General features: G+C 69.4%; 21 protein-coding genes and 1 pseudogene. 18 read left to right on the top strand and 4 right to left on the bottom strand.

Going from position 1 to position 21,758, the window contains the following annotated elements:
• The first annotated feature begins 158 nt into the window (after window positions 1-158).
• The 13 genes from V1460_RS22790 (at window position 159) to V1460_RS22730 (ending at window position 12,974) form a co-directional block, all read left to right on the top strand.
• Window positions 159-701 (top strand): hypothetical protein, encoded by a 543-nt coding sequence (locus V1460_RS22790; protein WP_338675476.1) that lies wholly within the window; start codon window positions 159-161, stop codon window positions 699-701.
• A 186-nt stretch (window positions 702-887) separates the two neighbouring features.
• Window positions 888-1,814, top strand: a complete 927-nt coding sequence (gene pdxS / locus V1460_RS22785; protein ID WP_338675475.1) for a pyridoxal 5'-phosphate synthase lyase subunit PdxS — start codon at window positions 888-890, stop codon at window positions 1,812-1,814.
• A gap of 6 nt (window positions 1,815-1,820) precedes the next feature.
• Window positions 1,821-2,414 carry a pyridoxal 5'-phosphate synthase glutaminase subunit PdxT gene (gene pdxT, locus V1460_RS22780; RefSeq protein ID WP_338675474.1) on the top strand — a complete coding sequence of 198 codons (594 nt, stop codon included), beginning with the start codon at window positions 1,821-1,823 and terminating at the stop codon, window positions 2,412-2,414.
• A gap of 63 nt (window positions 2,415-2,477) precedes the next feature.
• Window positions 2,478-3,230 carry a YebC/PmpR family DNA-binding transcriptional regulator gene (locus V1460_RS22775; RefSeq protein ID WP_338675473.1) on the top strand — a complete coding sequence of 251 codons (753 nt, stop codon included), beginning with the start codon at window positions 2,478-2,480 and terminating at the stop codon, window positions 3,228-3,230.
• Window positions 3,231-3,347: 117 nt separating this feature from the next.
• Window positions 3,348-3,881, top strand: a complete 534-nt coding sequence (ruvC, locus tag V1460_RS22770; RefSeq protein WP_338675472.1) for a crossover junction endodeoxyribonuclease RuvC — start codon at window positions 3,348-3,350, stop codon at window positions 3,879-3,881.
• Entirely contained in the window at window positions 3,878-4,489 is a 612-nt protein-coding gene (ruvA, locus tag V1460_RS22765; protein ID WP_338675471.1) for a Holliday junction branch migration protein RuvA, read from the top strand. The genes ruvC and ruvA overlap by 4 nt, the downstream gene beginning before the upstream one ends.
• A 23-nt stretch (window positions 4,490-4,512) precedes the next feature.
• Complete coding sequence (gene ruvB, locus V1460_RS22760; RefSeq protein WP_338675470.1) at window positions 4,513-5,589, top strand: Holliday junction branch migration DNA helicase RuvB; 1,077 nt, start codon at window positions 4,513-4,515, stop codon at window positions 5,587-5,589.
• 182 nt (window positions 5,590-5,771) lie between these two features.
• A complete protein-coding gene (gene yajC / locus V1460_RS22755; RefSeq protein ID WP_338678159.1) occupies window positions 5,772-6,251 on the top strand; it encodes a preprotein translocase subunit YajC in 480 nt (159 codons plus the stop codon).
• A 147-nt stretch (window positions 6,252-6,398) separates the two neighbouring features.
• The gene (secD, locus tag V1460_RS22750; RefSeq protein ID WP_338675469.1) at window positions 6,399-8,210 is read left to right on the top strand and encodes a protein translocase subunit SecD; all 1,812 of its coding nucleotides are present in this window, start codon (window positions 6,399-6,401) and stop codon (window positions 8,208-8,210) included.
• A 1-nt stretch (window position 8,211) separates the two neighbouring features.
• Complete coding sequence (secF, locus tag V1460_RS22745) at window positions 8,212-9,327, top strand: protein translocase subunit SecF (RefSeq protein WP_338675468.1); 1,116 nt, start codon at window positions 8,212-8,214, stop codon at window positions 9,325-9,327.
• The gene (locus V1460_RS22740) at window positions 9,324-9,866 is read left to right on the top strand and encodes an adenine phosphoribosyltransferase (protein WP_338675467.1); all 543 of its coding nucleotides are present in this window, start codon (window positions 9,324-9,326) and stop codon (window positions 9,864-9,866) included. The genes secF and V1460_RS22740 overlap by 4 nt, the downstream gene beginning before the upstream one ends.
• Before the next feature lie 167 nt (window positions 9,867-10,033).
• The gene (locus tag V1460_RS22735; protein WP_338675466.1) at window positions 10,034-12,559 is read left to right on the top strand and encodes a bifunctional (p)ppGpp synthetase/guanosine-3',5'-bis(diphosphate) 3'-pyrophosphohydrolase; all 2,526 of its coding nucleotides are present in this window, start codon (window positions 10,034-10,036) and stop codon (window positions 12,557-12,559) included.
• 121 nt (window positions 12,560-12,680) lie between these two features.
• On the top strand, window positions 12,681-12,974 hold the full coding sequence (locus V1460_RS22730) for a hypothetical protein (protein WP_338675465.1): 294 nt from the start codon (window positions 12,681-12,683) through the stop codon (window positions 12,972-12,974).
• A gap of 171 nt (window positions 12,975-13,145) precedes the next feature.
• On the opposite strand, the gene V1460_RS22725 is transcribed toward V1460_RS22730, so the two are convergent.
• Window positions 13,146-14,375: a DUF349 domain-containing protein gene (locus tag V1460_RS22725; RefSeq protein WP_338675464.1), complete on the bottom strand. Its 1,230-nt coding sequence runs from the start codon at window positions 14,373-14,375 to the stop codon at window positions 13,146-13,148.
• Window positions 14,376-14,549: 174 nt separating this feature from the next.
• A complete protein-coding gene (locus V1460_RS22720) occupies window positions 14,550-15,347 on the bottom strand; it encodes a peptidylprolyl isomerase (protein ID WP_338675463.1) in 798 nt (265 codons plus the stop codon).
• A 175-nt stretch (window positions 15,348-15,522) separates the two neighbouring features.
• On the opposite strand from V1460_RS22720, the gene V1460_RS22715 reads away from it, so the two are divergent.
• Entirely contained in the window at window positions 15,523-16,236 is a 714-nt protein-coding gene (locus V1460_RS22715; RefSeq protein WP_338675462.1) for an MBL fold metallo-hydrolase, read from the top strand.
• Between the two features lie 11 nt (window positions 16,237-16,247).
• On the top strand, window positions 16,248-17,510 hold the full coding sequence (hisS, locus tag V1460_RS22710) for a histidine--tRNA ligase (RefSeq protein WP_338675461.1): 1,263 nt from the start codon (window positions 16,248-16,250) through the stop codon (window positions 17,508-17,510).
• 50 nt (window positions 17,511-17,560) lie between these two features.
• On the opposite strand, the pseudogene V1460_RS22705 reads toward hisS, so the two are convergent.
• A pseudogene (locus tag V1460_RS22705) lies at window positions 17,561-17,710 on the bottom strand (response regulator transcription factor); the annotation flags it as partial.
• A gap of 94 nt (window positions 17,711-17,804) precedes the next feature.
• Here V1460_RS22705 and V1460_RS22700 point away from each other — a divergent pair.
• Together V1460_RS22700 and V1460_RS22695 are read left to right on the top strand one after the other, a co-directional pair.
• Window positions 17,805-18,431, top strand: a complete 627-nt coding sequence (locus V1460_RS22700) for a vitamin K epoxide reductase family protein (protein ID WP_407077633.1) — start codon at window positions 17,805-17,807, stop codon at window positions 18,429-18,431.
• Between the two features lie 193 nt (window positions 18,432-18,624).
• Window positions 18,625-19,986: a replication-associated recombination protein A gene (locus tag V1460_RS22695; RefSeq protein WP_338675459.1), complete on the top strand. Its 1,362-nt coding sequence runs from the start codon at window positions 18,625-18,627 to the stop codon at window positions 19,984-19,986.
• Between the two features lie 125 nt (window positions 19,987-20,111).
• Here V1460_RS22695 and V1460_RS22690 read toward each other — a convergent pair whose 3' ends face one another.
• A complete protein-coding gene (locus V1460_RS22690; RefSeq protein ID WP_338675458.1) occupies window positions 20,112-21,002 on the bottom strand; it encodes a DUF2470 domain-containing protein in 891 nt (296 codons plus the stop codon).
• Window positions 21,003-21,057: 55 nt separating this feature from the next.
• On the opposite strand from V1460_RS22690, the gene rpsD reads away from it, so the two are divergent.
• Window positions 21,058-21,669, top strand: coding sequence for a 30S ribosomal protein S4 (gene rpsD, locus V1460_RS22685; RefSeq protein ID WP_338675457.1), 612 nt, complete (start codon window positions 21,058-21,060; stop codon window positions 21,667-21,669).
• Window positions 21,670-21,758: the final 89 nt, after the last annotated feature.

Genomic DNA, 21,758 nt, shown 5'->3' with positions numbered 1-21,758 from the left:
GTGAGGGTCCTTCGGTGGGGATCAGGCCGGTTTTCGCGGTGTGCCCGCACCGCTGGGGCCCCCGGTGTGCCCGGCCTGCCGGGGGTGCCCGTCGCCGTGAGCCGGACGTCGGGGTCGTGGTCGGGGACTCCGAACAGTGAGCGGTAGCCTTGCCCGCCGTGACCGCAACCTTGATCTGGATCCTCGTCGCGCTCGTCCTCATCGGGCTCTACCTGAGCTGGACCGCAGGCCGTCTCGACCGTCTGCACGCCAGGATCGACGCCGCCCGGGCCGCGCTCGACGCCCAGTTGCTGCGGCGCGCATCGGTCACACAGGAGCTCGCCACGTCCGGCGTGCTGGATCCCGCGTCCTCGATCGTGCTGTACGAGGCCGCACACGCCGCGCGCCAGGCCGATGAGGAGCACCGTGAGGTCGCGGAGAGCGAGCTCAGCCAGGCCCTGCGCGCCGTGTTCGGCGAACGGGAGCAGGTCGAGGCGGTACGCGAGGCTCCGGGCGGCGACGATGCCGCGAACGAGCTCGGTGCGGCGGTGCGGCGCGTCCCCATGGCCCGCAGGTTCCACAACGATGCCGTACGGGCCGCCCGCGCACTGCGCCGGCACCGCAAGGTCCGCTGGTTCCGGCTCGCCGGACACGCCCCGTTCCCGCTGGCGTTCGAGATGGACGACGAGCCCCCGACCGCACTCGCGGACCGCCCTGCCTGACTCGGCCCCCTTGCCCCCCGCGGGAGGAGTGCGGACGGCCGGAATGCTGCACACCGCGAAGCGCCACCCGCGGGCGCGTGCTCCCGGGAAAACGAGCCACACGGTCACCATTGGCCCTTGCAGTGGCCTGCGTCGTCGCTGTTTCCTCGTGCGGAGCACCATCGCAACAAACCCCGTCTTCACCGAATGAGGTCGATCGTGTCCAGCACGCTTCCCACCACGCCCCAGTCCCCCGAGACCGGCACCGCCCGCGTCAAGCGCGGCATGGCCGAGCAGCTCAAGGGCGGCGTGATCATGGATGTCGTCACCCCTGAGCAGGCGAAGATCGCCGAGGACGCGGGTGCCGTGGCGGTCATGGCCCTGGAGCGGGTGCCGGCGGACATCCGCAAGGACGGCGGCGTGGCCCGGATGTCGGACCCCGACATGATCGAGGGCATCATCGAGGCCGTCTCCATCCCGGTGATGGCCAAGTCCCGGATCGGCCACTTCGTCGAGGCTCAGGTGCTCCAGTCCCTCGGTGTCGACTACATCGACGAGTCCGAGGTCCTCACCCCGGCCGACGAGGTCAACCACTCCGACAAGTGGTCCTTCACCACCCCGTTCGTCTGCGGTGCCACCAACCTGGGCGAGGCCCTGCGCCGTATCGCCGAGGGTGCGGCCATGATCCGTTCCAAGGGCGAGGCCGGCACCGGCAACGTCGTGGAGGCCGTGCGCCACCTGCGTCAGATCAAGAACGAGATCGCCAAGCTGCGCGGCTTCGACAACCACGAGCTGTACGCCGCGGCCAAGGAGCTGCGCGCCCCGTACGAGCTGGTCAAGGAGGTCGCCGAGCTCGGCAAGCTGCCGGTCGTGCTGTTCTCCGCCGGTGGCGTCGCCACCCCTGCCGATGCCGCGCTGATGCGCCAGCTCGGTGCCGAGGGCGTCTTCGTCGGCTCCGGCATCTTCAAGTCGGGCGACCCGGCCAAGCGCGCTGCCGCCATCGTGAAGGCCACCACCTTCTACGACGACCCGAAGATCATCGCGGACGCCTCCCGCAACCTGGGCGAGGCCATGGTCGGCATCAACTGCGACACCCTCCCCGAGACCGAGCGCTACGCCAACCGCGGCTGGTAACCAACCATGAGCGACACTCCCCTCATCGGTGTCCTGGCCCTCCAGGGCGACGTACGGGAGCACCTGATCGCCCTGGCCGCGGCGGATGCCGTGGCCAGGCCGGTCAGGCGTCCCGAGGAACTCTCCGAGGTCGACGGCCTCGTCATCCCCGGCGGTGAATCCACCACCATCTCCAAACTGGCCCACCTCTTCGGGCTGATGGAGCCGCTGCGTGAGCGTGTGCGCGCGGGCATGCCGGTGTACGGCACCTGCGCGGGTCTGATCATTCTCGCCGAGAAGATCCTCGACCCGCGCTCGGGTCAGGAGACCATCGGCGGTATCGACATGATCGTGCGCCGTAACGCCTTCGGGCGCCAGAACGAGTCCTTCGAGGCGGCGGTCGACGTCAAGGGCATCGAGGACGGACCCGTCGAGGGCGTCTTCATCCGCGCGCCGTGGGTGGAGTCCGTCGGCGCGGAGGCCGAGGTGCTCGCCGAACACGGCGGCCACATCGTCGCCGTACGGCAGGGAAACGCGCTGGCCACCTCGTTCCATCCGGAACTGACCGGTGACCACCGGGTCCACGCCCTGTTCGTCGACATGGTGCGCTCCGCGCGGTGACCCGGTCCCGGTAGGATCACAGACGGACACAGCAGGGATGGGTTACGCGAAGGAGACAGGCAGATGTCCGGCCACTCTAAATGGGCCACGACGAAGCACAAGAAGGCCGTGATCGACGCCAAGCGCGGCAAGCTCTTCGCGAAGCTGATCAAGAACATCGAGGTCGCGGCCCGCACCGGTGGTGCGGACGTGGAGGGCAACCCCACGCTCTTCGACGCCATCCAGAAGGCGAAGAAGCAGTCGGTGCCCAACAAGAACATCGACTCCGCGGTCAAGCGCGGTGCCGGTCTCGAGGCGGGCGGCGCCGACTACGAGACGATCATGTACGAGGGCTACGGCCCGAACGGTGTCGCGGTGCTCATCGAGTGCCTCACCGACAACCGGAACCGAGCCGCTTCCGACGTGCGGGTGGCCATGACCCGCAACGGCGGCTCGATGGCCGACCCCGGCTCGGTTTCGTACCTCTTCAACCGGAAGGGCGTCGTCGTCCTCCCGAAGGGGGAGCTGACCGAGGACGACGTGCTCGGCGCGGTGCTCGACGCCGGTGCCGAGGAGGTCAACGACCTCGGCGAGGGCTTCGAGGTCATCAGCGAGGCCACCGACCTGGTCGCGGTGCGCACCGCGCTCCAGGACGCCGGTATCGACTACGACTCCGCCGAGGCCAACTTCGTCCCGACCATGCAGGTCGAGCTGGACGAGGAGGGCGCGCGCAAGATCTTCAAGCTGATCGACGCGCTGGAGGACAGCGACGACGTCCAGAACGTCTTCGCCAACTTCGACGTCTCCGACGACGTCATGGAGAAGGTCGACGCCTGATCCCGCTTCTCGCGACGGGCCGACGGGGACGCATGCCCCGTCGGCCCGTCGCGTTGCGGGGCGTTGTCAGTGCGAGCCGGTAGCCTGCGCGAACAGTTGGCTGAGAGGGGGTGGCGTGTGCGAGTGCTGGGGGTGGACCCGGGGCTGACCCGTTGCGGTGTCGGCGTGGTCGACGGTGTCGCGGGCCGTCCGCTGACCATGATCGGCGCCGGCGTGGTGCGCACCCTTGCGGATGCGGACACCAGCCACCGCCTGGTCGCCATCGAGCGCGGCATGGAGGAGTGGCTGGACACCCACCGGCCCGAAGTGGTCGCGGTGGAGCGGGTGTTCAGTCAGCACAATGTGCGGACGGTGATGGGCACGGCCCAGGCAAGTGCCGTCGCCATGCTGTGTGCGGCCCGCCGCGGACTGCCCGTCGTGCTGCACACCCCCAGTGAGGTGAAGGCCGCCGTCACCGGCAGCGGCCGGGCCGACAAGGCGCAGGTCGGCGCCATGGTGACCCGGCTGTTGCGACTGGACGCGCCGCCGAAACCGGCCGACGCTGCGGACGCGCTCGCGCTCGCCATCTGCCATATCTGGCGCGCACCCGCGCAGAACCGCCTCCGGCAGGCGGTCGCCGCACACCACGCAAGGAGAGGCCGCAGCGAATGATCGCCTTTGTGAGGGGCCCCGTTGCCGCCCTCGCCCCGACGACGGCTGTGATCGAGGTCGGCGGCGTCGGCATGGCCGTGCAGTGCACGCCCGACACCCTGTCCGGCCTGAGGATCGGTCAAGAGGCCACACTGGCCACCTCGTTGGTGGTGCGTGAGGACTCGCTCACCCTCTATGGATTCGCCGACGACGACGAGCGGCAGGTATTCGAACTGCTCCAGACGGCCAGTGGCGTCGGCCCGCGCCTCGCCCAGGCGATGCTCGCCGTACACAGCCCGGACGCTCTGCGCCGTGCGGTGGCCACGGGTGACGAGAAGGCTCTCACCGCGGTACCCGGCATCGGCAAGAAGGGCGCCCAGAAACTGCTGTTGGAGCTGAGGGACCGTCTCGGCGAGCCCATCGGCTCCGCGTCCCGCGCGGTCGGCGCACCCGTCACCCAGTCCTGGGGCGACCAACTCCACGCCGCCCTGATCGGCCTCGGTTACGCCACCCGTGAGGCCGACGAGGCCGTCAGCGCCGTCACCCCGCTCGCCGAGGCCGCCGACGGAGCGCCGCAGATCGGTCAGTTGCTCAAGGCCGCCCTCCAGACCCTGAACCGCACCCGCTGACACTCCACCCGAGGCGATCCACTGTGAACTGGGACGACGACACCGCAGCGCCGACCGAAGAAGGCGCCGAAGCGCGGCTCGTCGGCGCTTCCGCCGACGGCGAGGACCAGGCCGTCGAGGCCGCCTTGCGCCCCAAATCGCTGGACGAGTTCGTGGGGCAGGAGCGGGTGCGAGAGCAGCTCGATCTGGTCCTGAAGGCGGCGCTGGCCCGCGGCGCCACCGCCGACCATGTGCTGCTCTCCGGAGCGCCGGGACTCGGCAAGACCACCCTCTCCATGATCATTGCCGCCGAGATGGGCGCCCCGATCAGGATCACCAGCGGGCCCGCCATCCAGCACGCGGGTGATCTCGCAGCCATCCTCTCGTCCCTTCAGGAGGGCGAGGTGCTCTTCCTGGACGAGATCCACCGGATGTCCAGGCCCGCCGAGGAAATGCTCTACATGGCGATGGAGGACTTCCGGGTCGACGTGATCGTCGGCAAGGGGCCAGGCGCCACCGCGATCCCCCTGGAACTGCCGCCGTTCACCCTGGTCGGCGCCACCACCAGGGCCGGGCTGCTGCCGCCGCCGCTGCGTGACCGCTTCGGCTTCACCGCCCATATGGAGTTCTACGAGCCGACCGAGCTCCAGCGCGTCATCCACCGCTCCGCCCAGCTGCTCGATGTGGCCATCGACACGGACGGGGCCGCGGAGATCGCCGGACGGTCCCGTGGCACGCCCCGAATCGCCAACCGGCTGCTGCGCCGGGTCCGGGACTATGCGCAGGTCAAGGCCGACGGCCGGATCAACAGCGAGATCGCCGGCGCCGCCCTCGCGGTCTACGAGGTCGACAGCCGCGGACTCGACCGGCTCGACCGCGCCGTGCTCCGGGCCTTGCTCAAGCTGTTCGGAGGCGGTCCGGTGGGCCTGTCCACGCTGGCTGTGGCGGTGGGGGAGGAGCGGGAGACGGTCGAGGAGGTCGCCGAACCGTTCCTGGTACGGGAGGGACTGTTGGCCAGAACCCCGCGCGGACGGGTCGCCACCCCCGCGGCATGGGCACATCTGGGGCTCGTTCCTCCGCAGCACGGCGCCGGTGGGCAGCAGGGCCTGTTCGGCGTCTGACGGCGCGGACGGTCGCCCGGTGGGGAACCACGGTGCCATGCTGGGCGTTGTTCCATCGATGCGGACTCGCTTAGACTCCGCCGATGCCGACCTGTCTGTCGCGGTCGGCTGCCCACCCCCGTAGATCAGGCCGCCACTCACCGCGGTCGTGCGAAGGACTCCGTCCCGTGAATAACATCGGCATGCTCCTCCCTTTCATCGTGCTCATCGGGGCCATGTTCCTGATGACCCGCTCTGCCAAGAAGAAGCAGCAGCAGGCGGTGACGATGCGCAACCAGATGCAGCCCGGTAGCGGCGTGCGGACCATCGGGGGGCTCTACGCGACCGTCAAGGACGTCAACGACGACACGGTCCTCCTCGAGGCCGCACCGGGCGTCCACCTGATGTTCGCCAAGAACGCCATCGGGGCCGTCCTCGACGACGACGAGTACAACCGGATCGTGCACGGCGACGGAGACGACGCCCTGAAGGGTGACGCCCCGATCGTTCCGGACGACGCCTCCTCGCTCACCGATGCCCCTGGCGACGATGCCGGCGCCGAGGATGGCAAGATCGACCTGGGCAAGAAGGACGAGGCGGACAACGCCCCCTCCGTGCCCGAGGCCAAGGACGTCGCCGTGGACGACGCGAAGAAGACCGACGGCGACGCCGACGCGAAGTAACGACGACCGGGGGACCGCGGCGCGCCTGGGGCGCAGCCTGCGGTCCCCGGTTCGTGCCGACCACTGCGGGGGCAGGTCCCCACTACACTTCGTGGCCGCTCCGTCGCACCATCGGCGCGCAGCGGTTGGACAGGGAGAATCGAGAAGGTGGCAGCACCGAAGAAGGGCCGAAGGGCGCCCTCCGGTCAGGGAAAGCCAGGGCGCACCCTGGCTTTGCTCCTGATCGTGATGGCCGCTCTGGTCGGTGGGATGTTCTGGTCGGGGGAGACCACCCCGCGCCTCGGCATCGACCTCGCCGGCGGTACGACGATCACGCTCAAGGCCGTGCCGGAAGCCGGCAAGGAGAGCGCGGTCAACCCGACCAACATGAACACCGCGGTCGGGATCATCGAACGCCGTGTCAACGGTCTGGGCGTTTCCGAGGCCGAGGTACAGACCCAGGGCGACCAGAACATCATCGTCAACATCCCCAAGGGTACGAACTCGGAGCAGGCGAAGAAGCAGGTGGGCACGACCGCCCGGCTGTACTTCCGCCCCGTCCTCGCCGTGGCCGCCGGGGCGCCGGTGACGCCTGAGCCTGCCCAGAGCGGTACCCCGGGCACCAAGCCCAGCGCCGCACCGTCCGCGGCGGGCACCAAGCCCAGCGCCGCACCGTCGGCGAAGCCGAGCGACAGCACGCCCAAGGCGAACGCTCCCTCCGGCAAGCCCAGCGCGAGCCCCCAGGGCCGCGCGGTGACCGACGCGCTGAAGGCCCCTTCGCCTGGCCCGAGCAGCTCTCCCTCGGCCAAGGCGTCCACCGCGCCCTCCGGCAAGCCGGGCGCCACTCCCAGCACGCCTCCGACTCCCTCCGCCTCGGAGGCCGCGCTCCAGAAGAAGTTCACCGAGTTGAACTGTCTGGACCCGAAGCAGCGCGCCAACGTCGCCAAGGGCACCAAGCCCGAGGACACCATCGTCGCCTGCGGCAAGAACAGCGCCGACCAGTGGGAGAAGTACCTGCTCGGCCCGGCCGAGGTGGACGGCAAGGACGTCGACTCCGCCGAGGGCGTGCTGGACGCGCAGCGCGGCATCTGGAAGGTCAACATGGACTTCACGAGCTCCGGCTCGAAGAAGTTCGCGGCCATCACCAGCAAGCTGTCGCAGCAGCAGCCTCCGATGAACCAGTTCGCCATCGTCCTCGACGGTGACGTGGTGTCGGCCCCATCGGTCAGCTCCACGCTGAGCGGCTCCGCGGAGATCACCGGAAGCTTCACCCAGCAGTCCGCCCAAGAGCTGGGGAACATCCTGAGCTACGGTGCGCTCCCGCTGACGTTCAAGACCGAGACCGTCACCACCGTCAGCCCCGCGCTCGGCGGGGAGCAGCTCAAGGCCGGCCTCCTCGCGGGCGCCGTCGGCCTCGCGCTGGTCGTGATCTACCTGCTGGCGTACTACCGCGGTCTGTCGATCGTCGCCCTGCTCAGCCTGCTGGTCTCGGCGATCCTGACCTACACCCTGATGTCGCTGCTCGGCCCGGCCATCGGCTTCGCACTGAACCTCCCCGCGGTCTGCGGCGCCATCGTCGCCATCGGCATCACCGCGGACTCGTTCATCGTGTACTTCGAGCGCATCCGTGACGAGATCCGCGAGGGCCGCACGCTGCGTCCGGCCGTCGAGCGTGCCTGGCCTCGTGCCCGGCGCACCATCCTGGTCTCCGACTTCGTGTCGTTCCTGGCCGCCGCGGTGCTCTTCGTCGTCACCGTCGGCAAGGTCCAGGGCTTCGCCTTCACCCTCGGTCTGACCACCGTGCTCGACGTGGTCGTGGTGTTCTTCTTCACGAAGCCGCTGATGACGATCCTGGCGCGCACCAAGTTCTTCGCGAGCGGTCACCCGTGGTCCGGTCTCGACCCGAAGAGGCTCGGTGCCCAGCCCCCGCTGCGCCGTTCCCGGCGCGCATCCGCCCCCGTCGACCCGAAGGAGGCGTGAGATGTCGCGACTCGGCAATCTCGGCGCCCGGCTCTACCGCGGTGAGGTCGGCTACGACTTCGTCGGCAAGCGGAAGATCTGGTACGGCATCTCGATCCTGATCACCATCACGGCCATCGTCGGCTTGGCGGTGCGGGGTCTCAACATGGGTATCGAGTTCAAGGGCGGTGCCGTCTTCACCGTCGAGAAGGCCACCTCGATCTCGGTCTCCCAGGCCCAGGAGGCCGCTCAGGAGGCCTCGGGGCATCCGGCGATCGTGCAGAAGCTCGGCAACGGCAGCATGCGCATCCAGGTCAGCGAGGTGGACGGCGCCCAGGCCGAGAAGGTTCTGGACTCACTCGCTGACGAGCTGAAGGTCCCCCCGAACCAGATCAACGACGAGGTCGTCGGTCCCAGCTGGGGTGAGCAGATCGCCAACAAGGCATGGATCGGCCTTGGCGTGTTCATGTTCCTCGTGGTGATCTATCTGGCCATCGCCTTCGAGTGGCGCATGGCGGTCGCCGCGCTGATCGCCCTGATCCACGACCTCACGATCACGGTCGGTGTGTACGCGCTGGTCGGCTTCGAGGTCACACCGGGCACCGTGATCGGTCTGCTGACCATCCTCGGCTATTCGCTGTACGACACGGTGGTCGTCTTCGACAGCCTCAAGGAAGGCACGAAGGACATCACCAAGCAGACCCGCTGGACCTACGGCGAGATCGCCAACCGCTCGATCAACGGCACCCTGGTGCGGTCGATCAACACCACCGTGGTGGCGCTGCTGCCGGTCGCCGGTCTGCTGTTCATCGGCGGCGGCTTCCTCGGGGCAGGCATGCTCAACGACATCTCGCTGTCGCTGTTCGTCGGTCTCGCCGCAGGTGCCTACTCGTCGATCTTCATCGCGACTCCGCTGGTCGCCGACCTGAAGGAGCGCGAGCCGCAGATGAAGGCCCTGCGCAAGCGGGTCCTCGCCAAGCGCGCGGCTGCCGCGGCCAAGGGCGAGTCCCTTGACGGCGACACCTCAACGGAGGGTGTCCAGGGCGGGCGTCGCGAGCCAACGGCACCCGCCACGGGCGCCGTGGTCGGCCAGCGTGAGCGCGGTCGCGGGCGTCCGTCGCCGGGGAAGCGCCGATGACGGGAGCGACCCGCGAACTGCTGCTCAGCCGCATCCGCGACGTGCGGGACTATCCGAAGCAGGGGGTGCTGTTCAAGGACATCACCCCGCTGCTCGCGGATCCGCAGGCGTTCGCGGTGCTCACCGACACGCTCGCCGAGTTGTGCGTACGCCGGGGCGCGACCAAGATCGTCGGGCTTGAGGCGCGCGGCTTCATCCTGGCCGCCCCTGTCGCGGTCAAGGCGGGCATGGGCTTCATCCCGGTGCGCAAGGCGGGCAAGCTCCCCGGAGCGACCCTGTCGCAGGCGTACGACCTGGAGTACGGCTCAGCCGAGATCGAGGTGCACGCCGAGGACCTGGGTGCCGACGACCGTGTCATGGTCATCGACGACGTGCTTGCCACCGGTGGCACAGCGGAGGCCTCGCTGGAGCTGATCCGCCGTGCGGGCGCGCGGATCGCGGGCATCGCCATACTGCTGGAACTTGGCTTCCTCGGCGGCCGCGCCCGCCTGGAGCCGGCCCTCCGAGGCGCCCCGCTGGAGTGCCTGATCACACTCTGAGCGGCTTCACAGGGCTCAGCGGACGCGTGGAACGGGCACCCGGGAACACCGGGTGCCCGTTCCACGTTGTGGACAGACCCGGTCCCCGGGCGAGGTCGGCGCCCAGGGTCGATACCATGGCCTTTCCGGGCCTGACCGGGGGACCCGGATCAGCCTGAGGAGCGCCCTTGCCAGACGAGGCCAAGCCCGCCACCGCGCAGCCCGGCCAGCAGGTCGAGAAGGCTGCCGCGACTTCCGCCGTGCCCGAGAAGAAGCCCTCGGAGCGATCCGCGGCTGTCACACCCGAGCGGGGCGAGCAGAGCCGCCAGGCAGCGGGCTGGGGCAACGCGAAGGGCCAGGCCCCGGCACCGGTGACCGCCCCCAAGCCCACCCCCGGCGCCCCCGCACGCTCCGGCGGCTCCTCCAATCGCGTCCGCGCCCGGTTGGCCCGGCTCGGAGTACAGCGCTCCAGCGCGTACAACCCGGTCCTCGAACCCCTGCTCCGGATCGTCCGCAGCAACGACCCCAAGATCGAGACCGCGACACTCCGCCAGGTCGAGCGTGCCTACCAGGTGGCAGAGCGCTGGCACCGCGGCCAGAAGCGCAAGAGCGGCGACCCGTACATCACCCACCCGCTGGCCGTCACCACCATCCTCGCTGAGCTTGGCATGGACCCGGCGACGTTGATGGCGGGCCTGCTGCACGACACCGTCGAGGACACCGAATACGGTCTGGACACCCTGCGTCGTGACTTCGGCGACCAGGTGGCTCTGCTGGTCGACGGTGTCACCAAACTGGACAAGGTCAAGTTCGGCGAGGCTGCTCAGGCCGAGACCGTGCGCAAGATGGTCGTCGCCATGGCCAAGGACCCCCGGGTGCTGGTCATCAAACTCGCCGACCGGCTGCACAACATGCGCACGATGCGCTACCTCAAGCGGGAGAAGCAGGAGAAGAAGGCCCGCGAGACTCTGGAGATCTACGCCCCGCTGGCGCACCGCCTGGGCATGAACACCATCAAGTGGGAGCTGGAGGACCTCGCCTTCGCGATCCTCTACCCCAAGATGTACGACGAGATCGTCCGGCTCGTCGCCGAGCGCGCCCCCAAGCGGGACGAGTACCTCGCCATAGTGACCGACGAGGTGCAGACGGATCTGCGGGCCGCCCGCATCAAGGCCACCGTCACCGGCCGCCCCAAGCACTACTACAGCGTCTACCAGAAGATGATCGTCCGCGGCCGGGACTTCGCGGAGATCTACGACCTGGTCGGCATCCGCGTCCTCGTCGACACCGTCCGGGACTGCTACGCGGCACTCGGAACCGTCCACGCCCGGTGGAACCCGGTCCCGGGGCGGTTCAAGGACTACATCGCGATGCCGAAGTTCAACATGTACCAGTCGCTGCACACGACGGTCATCGGACCCAACGGCAAGCCCGTCGAACTCCAGATCCGCACCTTCGACATGCACCGCCGCGCCGAGTACGGCATCGCCGCGCACTGGAAGTACAAGCAGGAGGCCGTGGCCGGCGCATCCAAGGTCCGCACCGATGTCCCCAAGGTCAGCGGCAAGGACAAGGACGCGCTGAATGACATGGCGTGGCTGCGGCAGCTCCTCGACTGGCAGAAGGAGACCGAGGACCCGGGCGAGTTCCTGGAGTCCCTGCGCTTCGACCTGTCGCGCAACGAGGTCTTCGTCTTCACCCCCAAGGGCGATGTCATAGCGTTGCCCGCGGGCGCCACCCCGGTCGACTTCGCCTACGCGGTCCACACCGAGGTCGGCCACCGCACCATAGGAGCCAGGGTCAACGGCCGCTTGGTGCCGCTCGAATCCACCCTGGACAACGGTGACCTGGTCGAGGTCTTCACCTCCAAGGCAACCGGCGCGGGACCGTCCCGGGACTGGCTCGGCTTCGTCAAGTCACCGCGTGCCAGGAACAAGATCCGTGCCTGGTTCTCCAAGGAGCGCCGCGACGAGGCGATCGAGCAGGGCAAGGACGCGATCGCGCGCGCCATGCGCAAGCAGAACCTGCCGATCCAGCGCATCCTCACGGGAGACTCGCTGGTGACGCTGGCGCACGAGATGCGCTACCCCGACATCTCGTCCCTGTACGCGGCGATCGGCGAGGGCCATGTCGCCGCGCAGGGCGTCGTCCAGAAGCTCGTCCAGGCACTCGGCGGCGAGGAGGCGGCCACCGAGGACATCGCGGAGTCCGTTCCGCCGTCGCGCACCCGCGGCCGCAAGCGGCGTGCCAACGCTGATCCGGGTGTGGTGGTGAAGGGCGTCGACGACGTCTGGGTCAAGCTGGCCCGCTGCTGTACGCCGGTACCCGGGGACCCCATCATCGGCTTCGTCACCCGTGGCAGCGGTGTCTCGGTCCATCGTGCGGACTGTGTCAACGTGGACTCGCTCTCCCAGCAGCCCGAACGCATCCTGGACGTCGAGTGGGCGCCCACGCAGTCCTCGGTCTTCCTGGTCGCCATCCAGGTGGAGGCTCTGGACCGCTCCCGGCTCCTGTCGGATGTCACACGTGTCCTGTCCGACCAGCACGTCAACATCCTCTCGGCCGCAGTCCAGACCTCCCGCGACCGGGTCGCCACCTCCCGCTTCACCTTCGAGATGGGCGATCCGAAGCACCTCGGCCACGTCCTGAAGGCCGTCCGCGGTGTGGAGGGCGTCTACGACGTCTATCGCGTCACCTCCGCGAGGCGCCCGTAGCTCCCCGCAGAACTCAGCGCGGCTGGATCGGCGGGCGGGCTGCGACGACGCGGCGGAAGAGGGCCTGAACGGCGGTGGTGACCTCAGCGCCGGAGTGCTGGTGGCAGGGACCGGCGTAGGCGTGGGTGGTTGTTGGCCAACAACCACCCACGCCTACGCCGGCCTCGCCCACCTCGACCCCCGCCACCGGCTCGCCGCCGTCCTCCACCACCGCTCCGGCCACTACCACCTGACCGCCGACGGTCTCGACCGCTATCTGCAGCCCAAACGCCCGCCCCACCCCACCCGCGAACAACTCCACACCGCCGGAAGAGGCACCGTCTACACCCGTCCGGCCACCGCCTACCTCTTCCGCCTCCACCCCACACGCGCGAACGGCAGACAGGACCGGAACCCGGTGGGCCGGCACCGCTGACCGGGGCCGTGCGCGCCGAGCACCGGGTGGGGAGAGCGGCGGCCCCTGACAGGGTGCCCGCGACGACCCGCCATCCCGGCAAACCCCGGAGAGACACCGCACCCCGCGAAGCCCGAAGGCCCGGAGGCATCACAGCCTCCGGGCCTTCGAACTCGCGCTCAGCGCGGAAGATCAGCCGCCGAACTCCTGAAGGCCCTTCAGCGCCTGGTCCAGCAGCGCCTGCCGTCCTTCGAGCTCCTTCGCCAGCTTGTCTGCCTTCGCGTTGTTGCCCGCCGCACGCGCGGTGTCGACCTGGGCACGCAGCTTGTCGACCGCCGACTGGAGCTGACCGGTCAGCCCCTCGGCGCGGGCGCGCGCCTCGGGGTTGGTGCGGCGCCACTCGGCCTCCTCGGCCTCCTGGATCGCACGCTCCACGGTGTGCATCCGGCCCTCCACCTTCGGGCGGGCGTCACGCGGGACGTGGCCGATGGCCTCCCAGCGCTCGTTGATGGAACGGAAGGCGGCGCGGGCGGCCTTCAGGTCCGTCACCGGCATGAGCTTCTCGGCCTCGGCTGCCAGCTCTTCCTTGAGCTTCAGATTCTCGGTCTGCTCCGCGTCACGCTCGGCGAAGACCCCGCTGCGCGCGGCGAAGAAGACGTCCTGCGCACCGCGGAAGCGGTTCCACAGATCGTCCTCGTGCTCCCGCTGGGCGCGCCCCGCCGCCTTCCAGTCCGCCATCAGTTCGCGGTAGCGCGCGGCGGTGGCACCCCAGTCAGTCGAGCCGGACAACGACTCGGCCTCCGCGACCAGTCGCTCCTTCGTCTGCCTGGCCTGCTCCCGCTGCGCGTCCAGCGCCGCGAAGTGCGCCTTGCGGCGCTTGGAGAATGCCGAGCGCGCATGCGAGAAGCGGTGCCACAGCTCGTCGTCGGACTTGCGGTCGAGCCGGGGCAGGCCCTTCCACTTGTCCACGAGTGCGCGCAGCCGCTCACCGGCCGCCCGCCACTGCTCGCTCTGTGCCAGCTCCTCGGCCTCCGCGACCAGTGCCTCCTTGGCGTGCCTGGCCTCGTCGGTCTGCTTGGCCTTCTGTGCCTTGCGCTCCTCACGGCGCGTCTCGACCGTGGCGGCCAGCGCGTCCAGCCGCTTGCGCAAGGCGTCGAGGTCCCCGACGACATGATGCTCGTCGACCTGCTGGCGGATGTGCTCGATCGCCGTCGTCGCGTCCTTCGCGGACAGATCGGTGGTCTTCACCCGCTTCTCGAGGAGGCCGATCTCGACAACCAAGCCCTCGTACTTGCGCTCGAAGTAAGCCAGTGCCTCCTCGGGAGTCCCGGCCTGCCACGATCCGACGACCTGCTCGCCATCGGAAGTCCGCACGTACACGGTGCCCGTCTCGTCGACGCGGCCCCACGGGTCGCTGCTCACAGCGCCTCCTCCACATGATGCCTGCGAAGCGCTCCGGCCCCGGGCATCGTCCACAGTTTCCCGGACGGGCCTCGCCCGTCCCTCACAACGCGGACCGAGTCCGCACTGCACAACGCCAATCTAGGCGACCGGCAGCCTGGCTGTCCGCACTCGGCACCGCCGAATTCGGCTGGGTCATCCCTTGGCGACGGTCACCTTCTCCAGGGTGACGGCCTTCTTCGGCGCACCGTCCGATGCCCCGCCTTCGACGCCCGCGGCTCCGACGGCTTTGACGACTTCCAGGCCTGCCGCGTCCATGGTGCCGAAAGGCGTGTACGCGGGCGGCAGTTTGCTGTCCTTGTACACCAGGAAGAACTGGCTGCCACCGGTGTTGGGCTGGCTGGTGTTCGCCATGGCGACCGTGCCCGCCTTGTAGGTCACCGTGCCGTCCGCGCCGGCCTTGCCGAGCCCGGTCAGGTTCTCGTCCGGGATCGTGTAGCCGGGGCCGCCTGAGCCGGTGCCCTCGGGGTCGCCGCACTGGAGTACGAGGATGCCGGCCGTGGTCAGTCGGTGGCACTTCGTGTCGTCGAAGTAGCCCTTGTCGGCGAGGTGCTTGAACGAGTTGACCGTGTGCGGGGTCTTGGCCGCGTCCATCGTCACCTTGATGTCGCCCTGGCTGGTCTTCAGCGACATCGTGTACGCGGCCTTCTGGTCGATGGCCATCTTGGGCTCGGCCGATTCGCCCTTCCCCGTCTCGGGCGGAGCGGACGAGCTGACGTCCTCGGGAGCCGCCGCGGCGTCGCTGCCGGATCCGTCGTCCGACAGCCCGACCGAGGCGTAGACCGCCGCACCGGCAGCCAGCACCACGGCGAGCGCTGCCGCGATGATCGTATTGCGGCGCCTGGCCTTCTTGCGGGCCTGCTCCCGGCGCTCCTGCTGCCGCTCGAACTTCTCTCTGGCGAGCTGGCGCCGCCGCTGATCGCTGCTGACCACCGGGTCTTCTCCTTGTCGGTCACGTCGCATGGGTCAAGTGGATTGCCGCCCGAATGTCCGGCCGAGCGTGCCCGTACCGTATACGGGTTGGCTGTGGAATGAGCACCGCCGGTAGGCTCTGAACTGCTGCATTCCGCAAACAGCAATCCCGTCGGACGACACCGTGAGGACGATCGTGCTTATTGCCGGGTTCCCCGCAGGGGCCTGGGGGACCAATTGTTATCTGGTCGCCCCGGCCGCAGGCGAGGAGTGCGTGATCATCGACCCGGGCCACCAGGCCGCGCAGGGCGTCGAGGAAACGCTGAAGAAGCATCGGCTCAAGCCCGTCGCTGTCGTGCTCACCCATGGCCACATCGATCATGTCGCCTCCGTCGTCCCGGTGTGCGGAGCCCATGACGTACCGGCGTGGATCCATCCCGACGACAGGTACATGATGAGCGACCCGGGGAAGGCGCTCGGCCGCTCCATCGGGATGCCGCTGATGGGCGAGCTCACCGTGGGGGAGCCGGACGACGTGCGCGAGCTGACGGACGGCGCCACGCTGAAGCTGGCGGGTCTGGAACTGACCGTGAGGCATGCGCCCGGTCATACCAAGGGGTCGGTGACCTTCGGTTCGCCCGAGGCCGCGGACATCCCGCCGGTCTTCTTCTCGGGCGATCTGCTCTTCGCCGGCTCCATCGGACGCACCGACCTGCCCGGCGGTGACATGGCCGAGATGCTCGACTCGCTGGCCCGCGTGTGCCTGCCGCTCGACGACTCGACCGTGGTGCTGTCCGGCCACGGCCCCCAGACGACCATCGGCCGCGAGCGCGCCACCAACCCGTACCTGCGGGAAGTGGCCGCCGGCCAGGGAGACGGCGGCACCGCCGCTCCCCGACGAGGAATGTGACAAGACCTTCCGTGAGTACCTTCCAGGCTCCCAAGGGCACCTACGACCTGATTCCGCCGGACTCCGCGAAATACCTCGCGGTGCGAGAGGCGATCGCCGCGCCGCTGCGCGCCTCGGGCTATGGCTACGTCGAGACCCCCGGCTTCGAGAACGTCGAGCTCTTCGCGCGCGGTGTCGGTGAGTCCACCGACATCGTCACCAAGGAGATGTACGCCTTCGAGACCAAGGGCGGCGACAGGCTGGCCCTGCGTCCCGAGGGCACCGCGTCGGTGCTGCGCGCCGCGCTCGAGGCGAACCTCCACAAGACCGGCAACCTCCCGGTCAAGCTCTGGTACTCGGGCTCCTACTACCGCTACGAGCGCCCGCAGAAAGGCCGCTACAGGCACTTCTCGCAGGTCGGAGCCGAGGCGATCGGCGCTGAGGACCCGGCGCTCGACGCCGAGCTGATCATCCTGGCCGACCAGGCGTACCGCTCGCTCGGGCTCAGCGACTTCCGGATCCTGCTGAACTCGCTCGGCGACAAGGAGTGCCGCCCGGTCTACCGGGACGCCCTCCAGGACTTCCTGCGCGGGCTCGACCTGGACGAGGACACTCGCCGCCGTGTCGACATCAATCCGCTGCGGGTGCTCGACGACAAGCGCGAGTCGGTCCAGAAGCAGCTGGTCGGGGCGCCGCTGCTGCGTGACCACCTGTGCGACGCGTGCAAGGTGTACCACGAGGAGGTGCGCGAGCTGCTGACGGCCGCGGGTGTGGCCTTCGAGGACGACGAGAAGCTGGTGCGCGGTCTCGACTACTACACGCGTACGACCTTCGAGTTCGTGCACGACGGCCTGGGCTCGCAGTCGGCGGTGGGCGGCGGCGGCCGTTACGACGGACTGTCCGAGATGATCGGTGGCCCGGCGCTGCCGTCCGTGGGCTGGGCACTCGGCGTCGACCGTACGGTCCTGGCGCTTGAGGCGGAGGGCATCGAGCTCGAAATTCCCGCGTCCACCAGCGTGTTCGCCGTACCGCTCGGGGACGAGGCGCGCCGTGTGCTGTTCCGCGTGGTCACCGAACTGCGCAAGTCCGGTGTCGCGGCCGACTTCAGCTTCGGCGGCAAGGGACTCAAGGGCGCCATGAAGAACGCGAACCGCAGCGGCGCGCGCTACGCGATCGTCGCCGGTGAGCGGGATCTCGCCGAAGGCCTGGTCCAGCTCAAGGACATGGAGTCCGGCGAGCAGAGCGCGCTCGCGCTGGACGGCGTGGTGGCGGAGATCCGCGCGCGTCTGTCCTGACGTCCGTGGGTGGTCGGGGCGCGCTCGACCGAGCGCGCCCCGACCACCCACTACAGCAGCCCCTGCCGCATCGCGCTGGTCACGGCCGCGGTGCGGTCGTCCACACCCAGCTTGTTGAAGATCCGCAGCATATGGGTCTTCACCGTCGACTCGGCGACATGGAGTCGGCGTCCGGTCTCCGCGTTCGTCGAGCCTTCCGAACGGTGGACACCGGTGTCGGTGCGGCAGAATGACCATGCCAACCAGTGACCCGAACGATGGAACGGCGATATGACGACGAGTGCGGTTGACGGCATGTCCTCCGGCGAGGAGAAGGAGGGCGGGGTGCGCGGCGCGTTCGGGGCCGGTCGTGCGTTCGCCTGGCTCCTGGTGGTCACCGGCGCGGCGGGACTGCTCGCCTCCTGGGTCATCACGATCGACAAGTTCAAGATCCTCGAAGCCAAGATCGCGGGCACCACGTTCACGCCGGGCTGCAGCCTCAACCCGATCGTGTCCTGCGGCAGCGTCATGGAGAGCGACCAGGCCTCCGCCTTCGGTTTCCCCAACCCGATGCTCGGCCTCGTCGCGTACGGCATCGTGATCTGCGTGGGGGTGAGCCTGCTGGCCGGTGCGCGCTTCCCGCGCTGGTACTGGCTGACCTTCAACGCGGGCACGCTCTTCGGCGTCGCCTTCTGCACCTGGCTCCAGTACCAGTCGCTGTACAACATCAACGCCCTGTGCCTGTGGTGCTGCCTGGCCTGGGTCGCCACGATCTTCATGTTCTGGTACCTGACCGCGCACAACGTCAGGACCGGGCTGCTCCCGGCTCCGGCCTGGATCAGGAACTTCCTGGGCGAGTTCACCTGGGTGCCGCCGGTGCTGCACACCGGTGTCATCGGAATGCTGGTGCTGACCCGCTGGTGGGACTTCTGGACCGGCTGAGCCCGGCCCCGCGGTCCGGCAGGGGCCGGTGGCGCCCGGAGTCCCGATACGGGGCGCAGTGCTCCGCGGCCGGCGCGCCGGGATTCCCGTACGGCGCCGGCCGCGCTGACGGCCCTGACCACGCTGACGGTGCTCGCGCACGGCGTTGGCGGCCCTGACCGTGTTGTCAGCGGGGTGACCTAGGCTTCACATCGTGGAGCCCGACCTCTTTACCGCAGCCGCCGACGAGCGCCAGGAGAAGGACCCGTCCGCCAGCCCCCTGGCCGTACGGATGCGTCCGCGCACCCTGGACGAAGTCGTGGGCCAGCAGCATCTGCTGAAGCCCGGGTCACCGCTGCGGCGGCTGGTCGGCGAAGGCGGCACAGGTCCCGCGGGTGTCTCGTCGGTGATCCTCTGGGGACCGCCGGGCACCGGCAAGACGACCCTCGCGTATGTGGTCTCCAAGGCGACCAACAAGCGCTTCGTCGAACTCTCGGCGATCACCGCGGGGGTCAAGGAGGTCCGGGCGGTCATCGACGGCGCCCGCCGGGCCGCCGGAGGCTTCGGCAAGGAGACGGTGCTCTTCCTGGACGAGATCCACCGCTTCAGCAAGGCCCAGCAGGACTCCCTGCTGCCGGCCGTCGAGAACCGCTGGGTCACCCTCATCGCCGCGACCACCGAGAATCCGTACTTCTCGGTGATCTCCCCGTTGCTCTCCCGTTCGCTGCTCCTCACGCTGGAGCCGCTCACCGACGCCGATCTGAGCGCCCTGCTGCGCCGCGCGCTCGCGGAGGAGCGGGGACTCGGCGGAGCGTTGACGCTCCCCGACGACGCCCAGGCGCATCTGCTGCGGATTGCGGGGGGTGACGCGAGACGGGCGCTCACCGCACTGGAAGCCGCGGCGGGCGCGGCGATCGCCAAGGGCGATCAGGAGATCCTGCTGAGCACCGTGGAGGAGACCGTCGACCGTGCCGCGGTCAAGTACGACCGCGACGGCGACCAGCACTACGACGTCGCGAGCGCGCTGATCAAGTCCATCCGCGGATCCGATGTCGATGCGGCGCTGCACTATCTGGCGCGGATGATCGAGGCGGGGGAGGATCCGCGGTTCATCGCCCGCCGACTGATGATCTCGGCGAGCGAGGACATCGGCCTCGCCGACCCGACGGCCCTGCCGACGGCGGTCGCCGCGGCCCAAGCCGTGGCCATGATCGGCTTCCCCGAAGCGGCGCTCACCCTCAGCCACGCCACGATCGCCCTGGCGCTCGCCCCGAAGTCCAACGCGGCGACGACCGCGATAGGAGCCGCGCTCGCCGACGTGCGTGCCGGGCTCGCCGCTCCCGTCCCGGCTCATCTGCGGGACGGCCACTACAAGGGCGCGGCGAAGCTGGGCCATGCCCAGGGCTATGTGTATCCCCACGATGTCCGCGGTGCCATCGCCGCGCAGCAGTACGCCCCGGACGCGGTCCACGGCAAGCGCTACTACGAGCCGACGCGCTATGGAGCGGAGGCGCGCTACGCGGACGTGGTGGAGAAGGTACGCGAGCGATTGCGGGGCGAACAGCAGACCGAGTGAGCCGTCCGGGCCGTGTCGCCGTGCCACCTATCCAGGGACGGCGCTCCAGGGACGGCGCTCCAGGGTCGTGCCGGTGCGGCTGGTGCGCGGGCCCGTCGGTGGCGCGCCGACTCGCCGGTCCGGGGCTATCCCAGCGCCGCCGCGAACAGCGTGTGCATCGCCTGCCGTAGCCCGGCGATGTCCTCGACCGGCTCGGGGAAGTCGAGGCGCGCGTCGAGGAGCCCGCCGTCCGCCCCGGTGAGTCGCACCCGCAGGCCGAAGCGGTCCAGCGCGAGCGGGGCGACGTCACGCAGCTCCGCGGGGTCCGTGCCCGGTCGGCCGCCGAGCAGGGTGCACAGCGTGCGCACCTGGTCGGCGTGCGCGGAGTGCAGATGTTGGAGCAGGTCCGTCTCGTGCCGCGCGATCGGATCGGGCTGGGCCCCCGCCAGCCGCTCGGGATCCACGCAGCCCGCGCCCCAGAGGTCGTCCAGCGAGATCTCGCCGACCTCAAGCCGTACCGGAATCCAGGCCGGCTGCTCGCCGTCGCTTTCCAGCACGGCGCCGACGGGGTGCCGCTCGGCGAGGAGCTCGATGCAGTGGTCCCGGTCCTCGCCCCGTGCGGCGGTCAGCCAGCCGGCCAGCCAGGCGCGGCCCCGCACGCGCTGGCGCACCGCGACCGGGGAGATGTCCGTGATCTCCATCACGCAGGTCAGGTCGTCGTCCTGCGCGTAGGCGGCGGCGCGTGCCGTGGGAGAATCCCACGGCACAAGGAGTACGACATCCCCATCGGGTGCCACCGTGCGGGCGGCGGGCTCCCAGGATCCGGGACCGTGGTCGCGAGCACCCGGCAGGGTGAGGAATACTGAGGCGTTGTATTCAACGAGGGTTCGTACGCGCTCGGCCTTGGTGGGCTGTTGAGCGCCTTCCCTGGGACGCGGCTGACCTTGTTCATCGTCGTCGTAAGCAGTCACCGACTTGTTCGAGTGGTCTGAACTGCGATGCGCACTGGGCAGGGGGATCCCATGCGGTCGAGACATTACGTCCTCCTCGCTAAGGTAAGGCTCACCTAACTTACATGGAGGTAGGTTCCCCGTGAACCAGTCGCGACCCAAGGTCAAGAAGTCGCGTGCACTCGGCATCGCCCTGACGCCGAAGGCCGTCAAGTACTTCGAGGCTCGCCCCTACCCGCCGGGTGAGCACGGCCGTGGCCGCAAGCAGAACTCGGACTACAAGGTCCGTCTGCTCGAGAAGCAGCGTCTCCGCGCTCAGTACGACGTCTCCGAGCGTCAGCTGGTCCGCGCCTACGAGCGCGCCAGCAAGGTCCAGGGCAAGACCGGTGAGGCCCTCATCATCGAACTCGAGCGCCGTCTCGACGCGCTGGTGCTGCGCTCCGGTATCGCCCGTACGATCTACCAGGCCCGTCAGATGGTCGTCCACGGCCACATCGAGGTGAACGGCGGCAAGGTCGACAAGCCGTCCTTCCGTGTTCGCCCCGACGACGTTGTGACGGTCCGCGAGCGCTCGCGCGCCAAGCACCCGTTCCAGGTCGCCCGTGAGGGTGGTTACGCCCCCGACGGCGAGACCCCCCGCTACCTTCAGGTGAACCTGAAGGCGCTGGCGTTCCGCCTGGACCGGGAGCCGAACCGCAAGGAGATCCCGGTGATCTGCGACGAGCAGCTCGTCGTCGAGTACTACGCCCGCTGATCCAGCGGTCGTAGGACCATCGGCATCACGCCTGAGCCCGCCCCTCCGCGCCTTCCCGGCCGGCGGGGCGGGCTCTCGCGTTGACGCCC

The organism is Streptomyces sp. SCSIO 30461 (genome assembly GCF_037023745.1).
Taxonomy (GTDB): domain Bacteria; phylum Actinomycetota; class Actinomycetes; order Streptomycetales; family Streptomycetaceae; genus Streptomyces.
This window is presented reverse-complemented; position numbering and strand designations above follow the sequence as displayed.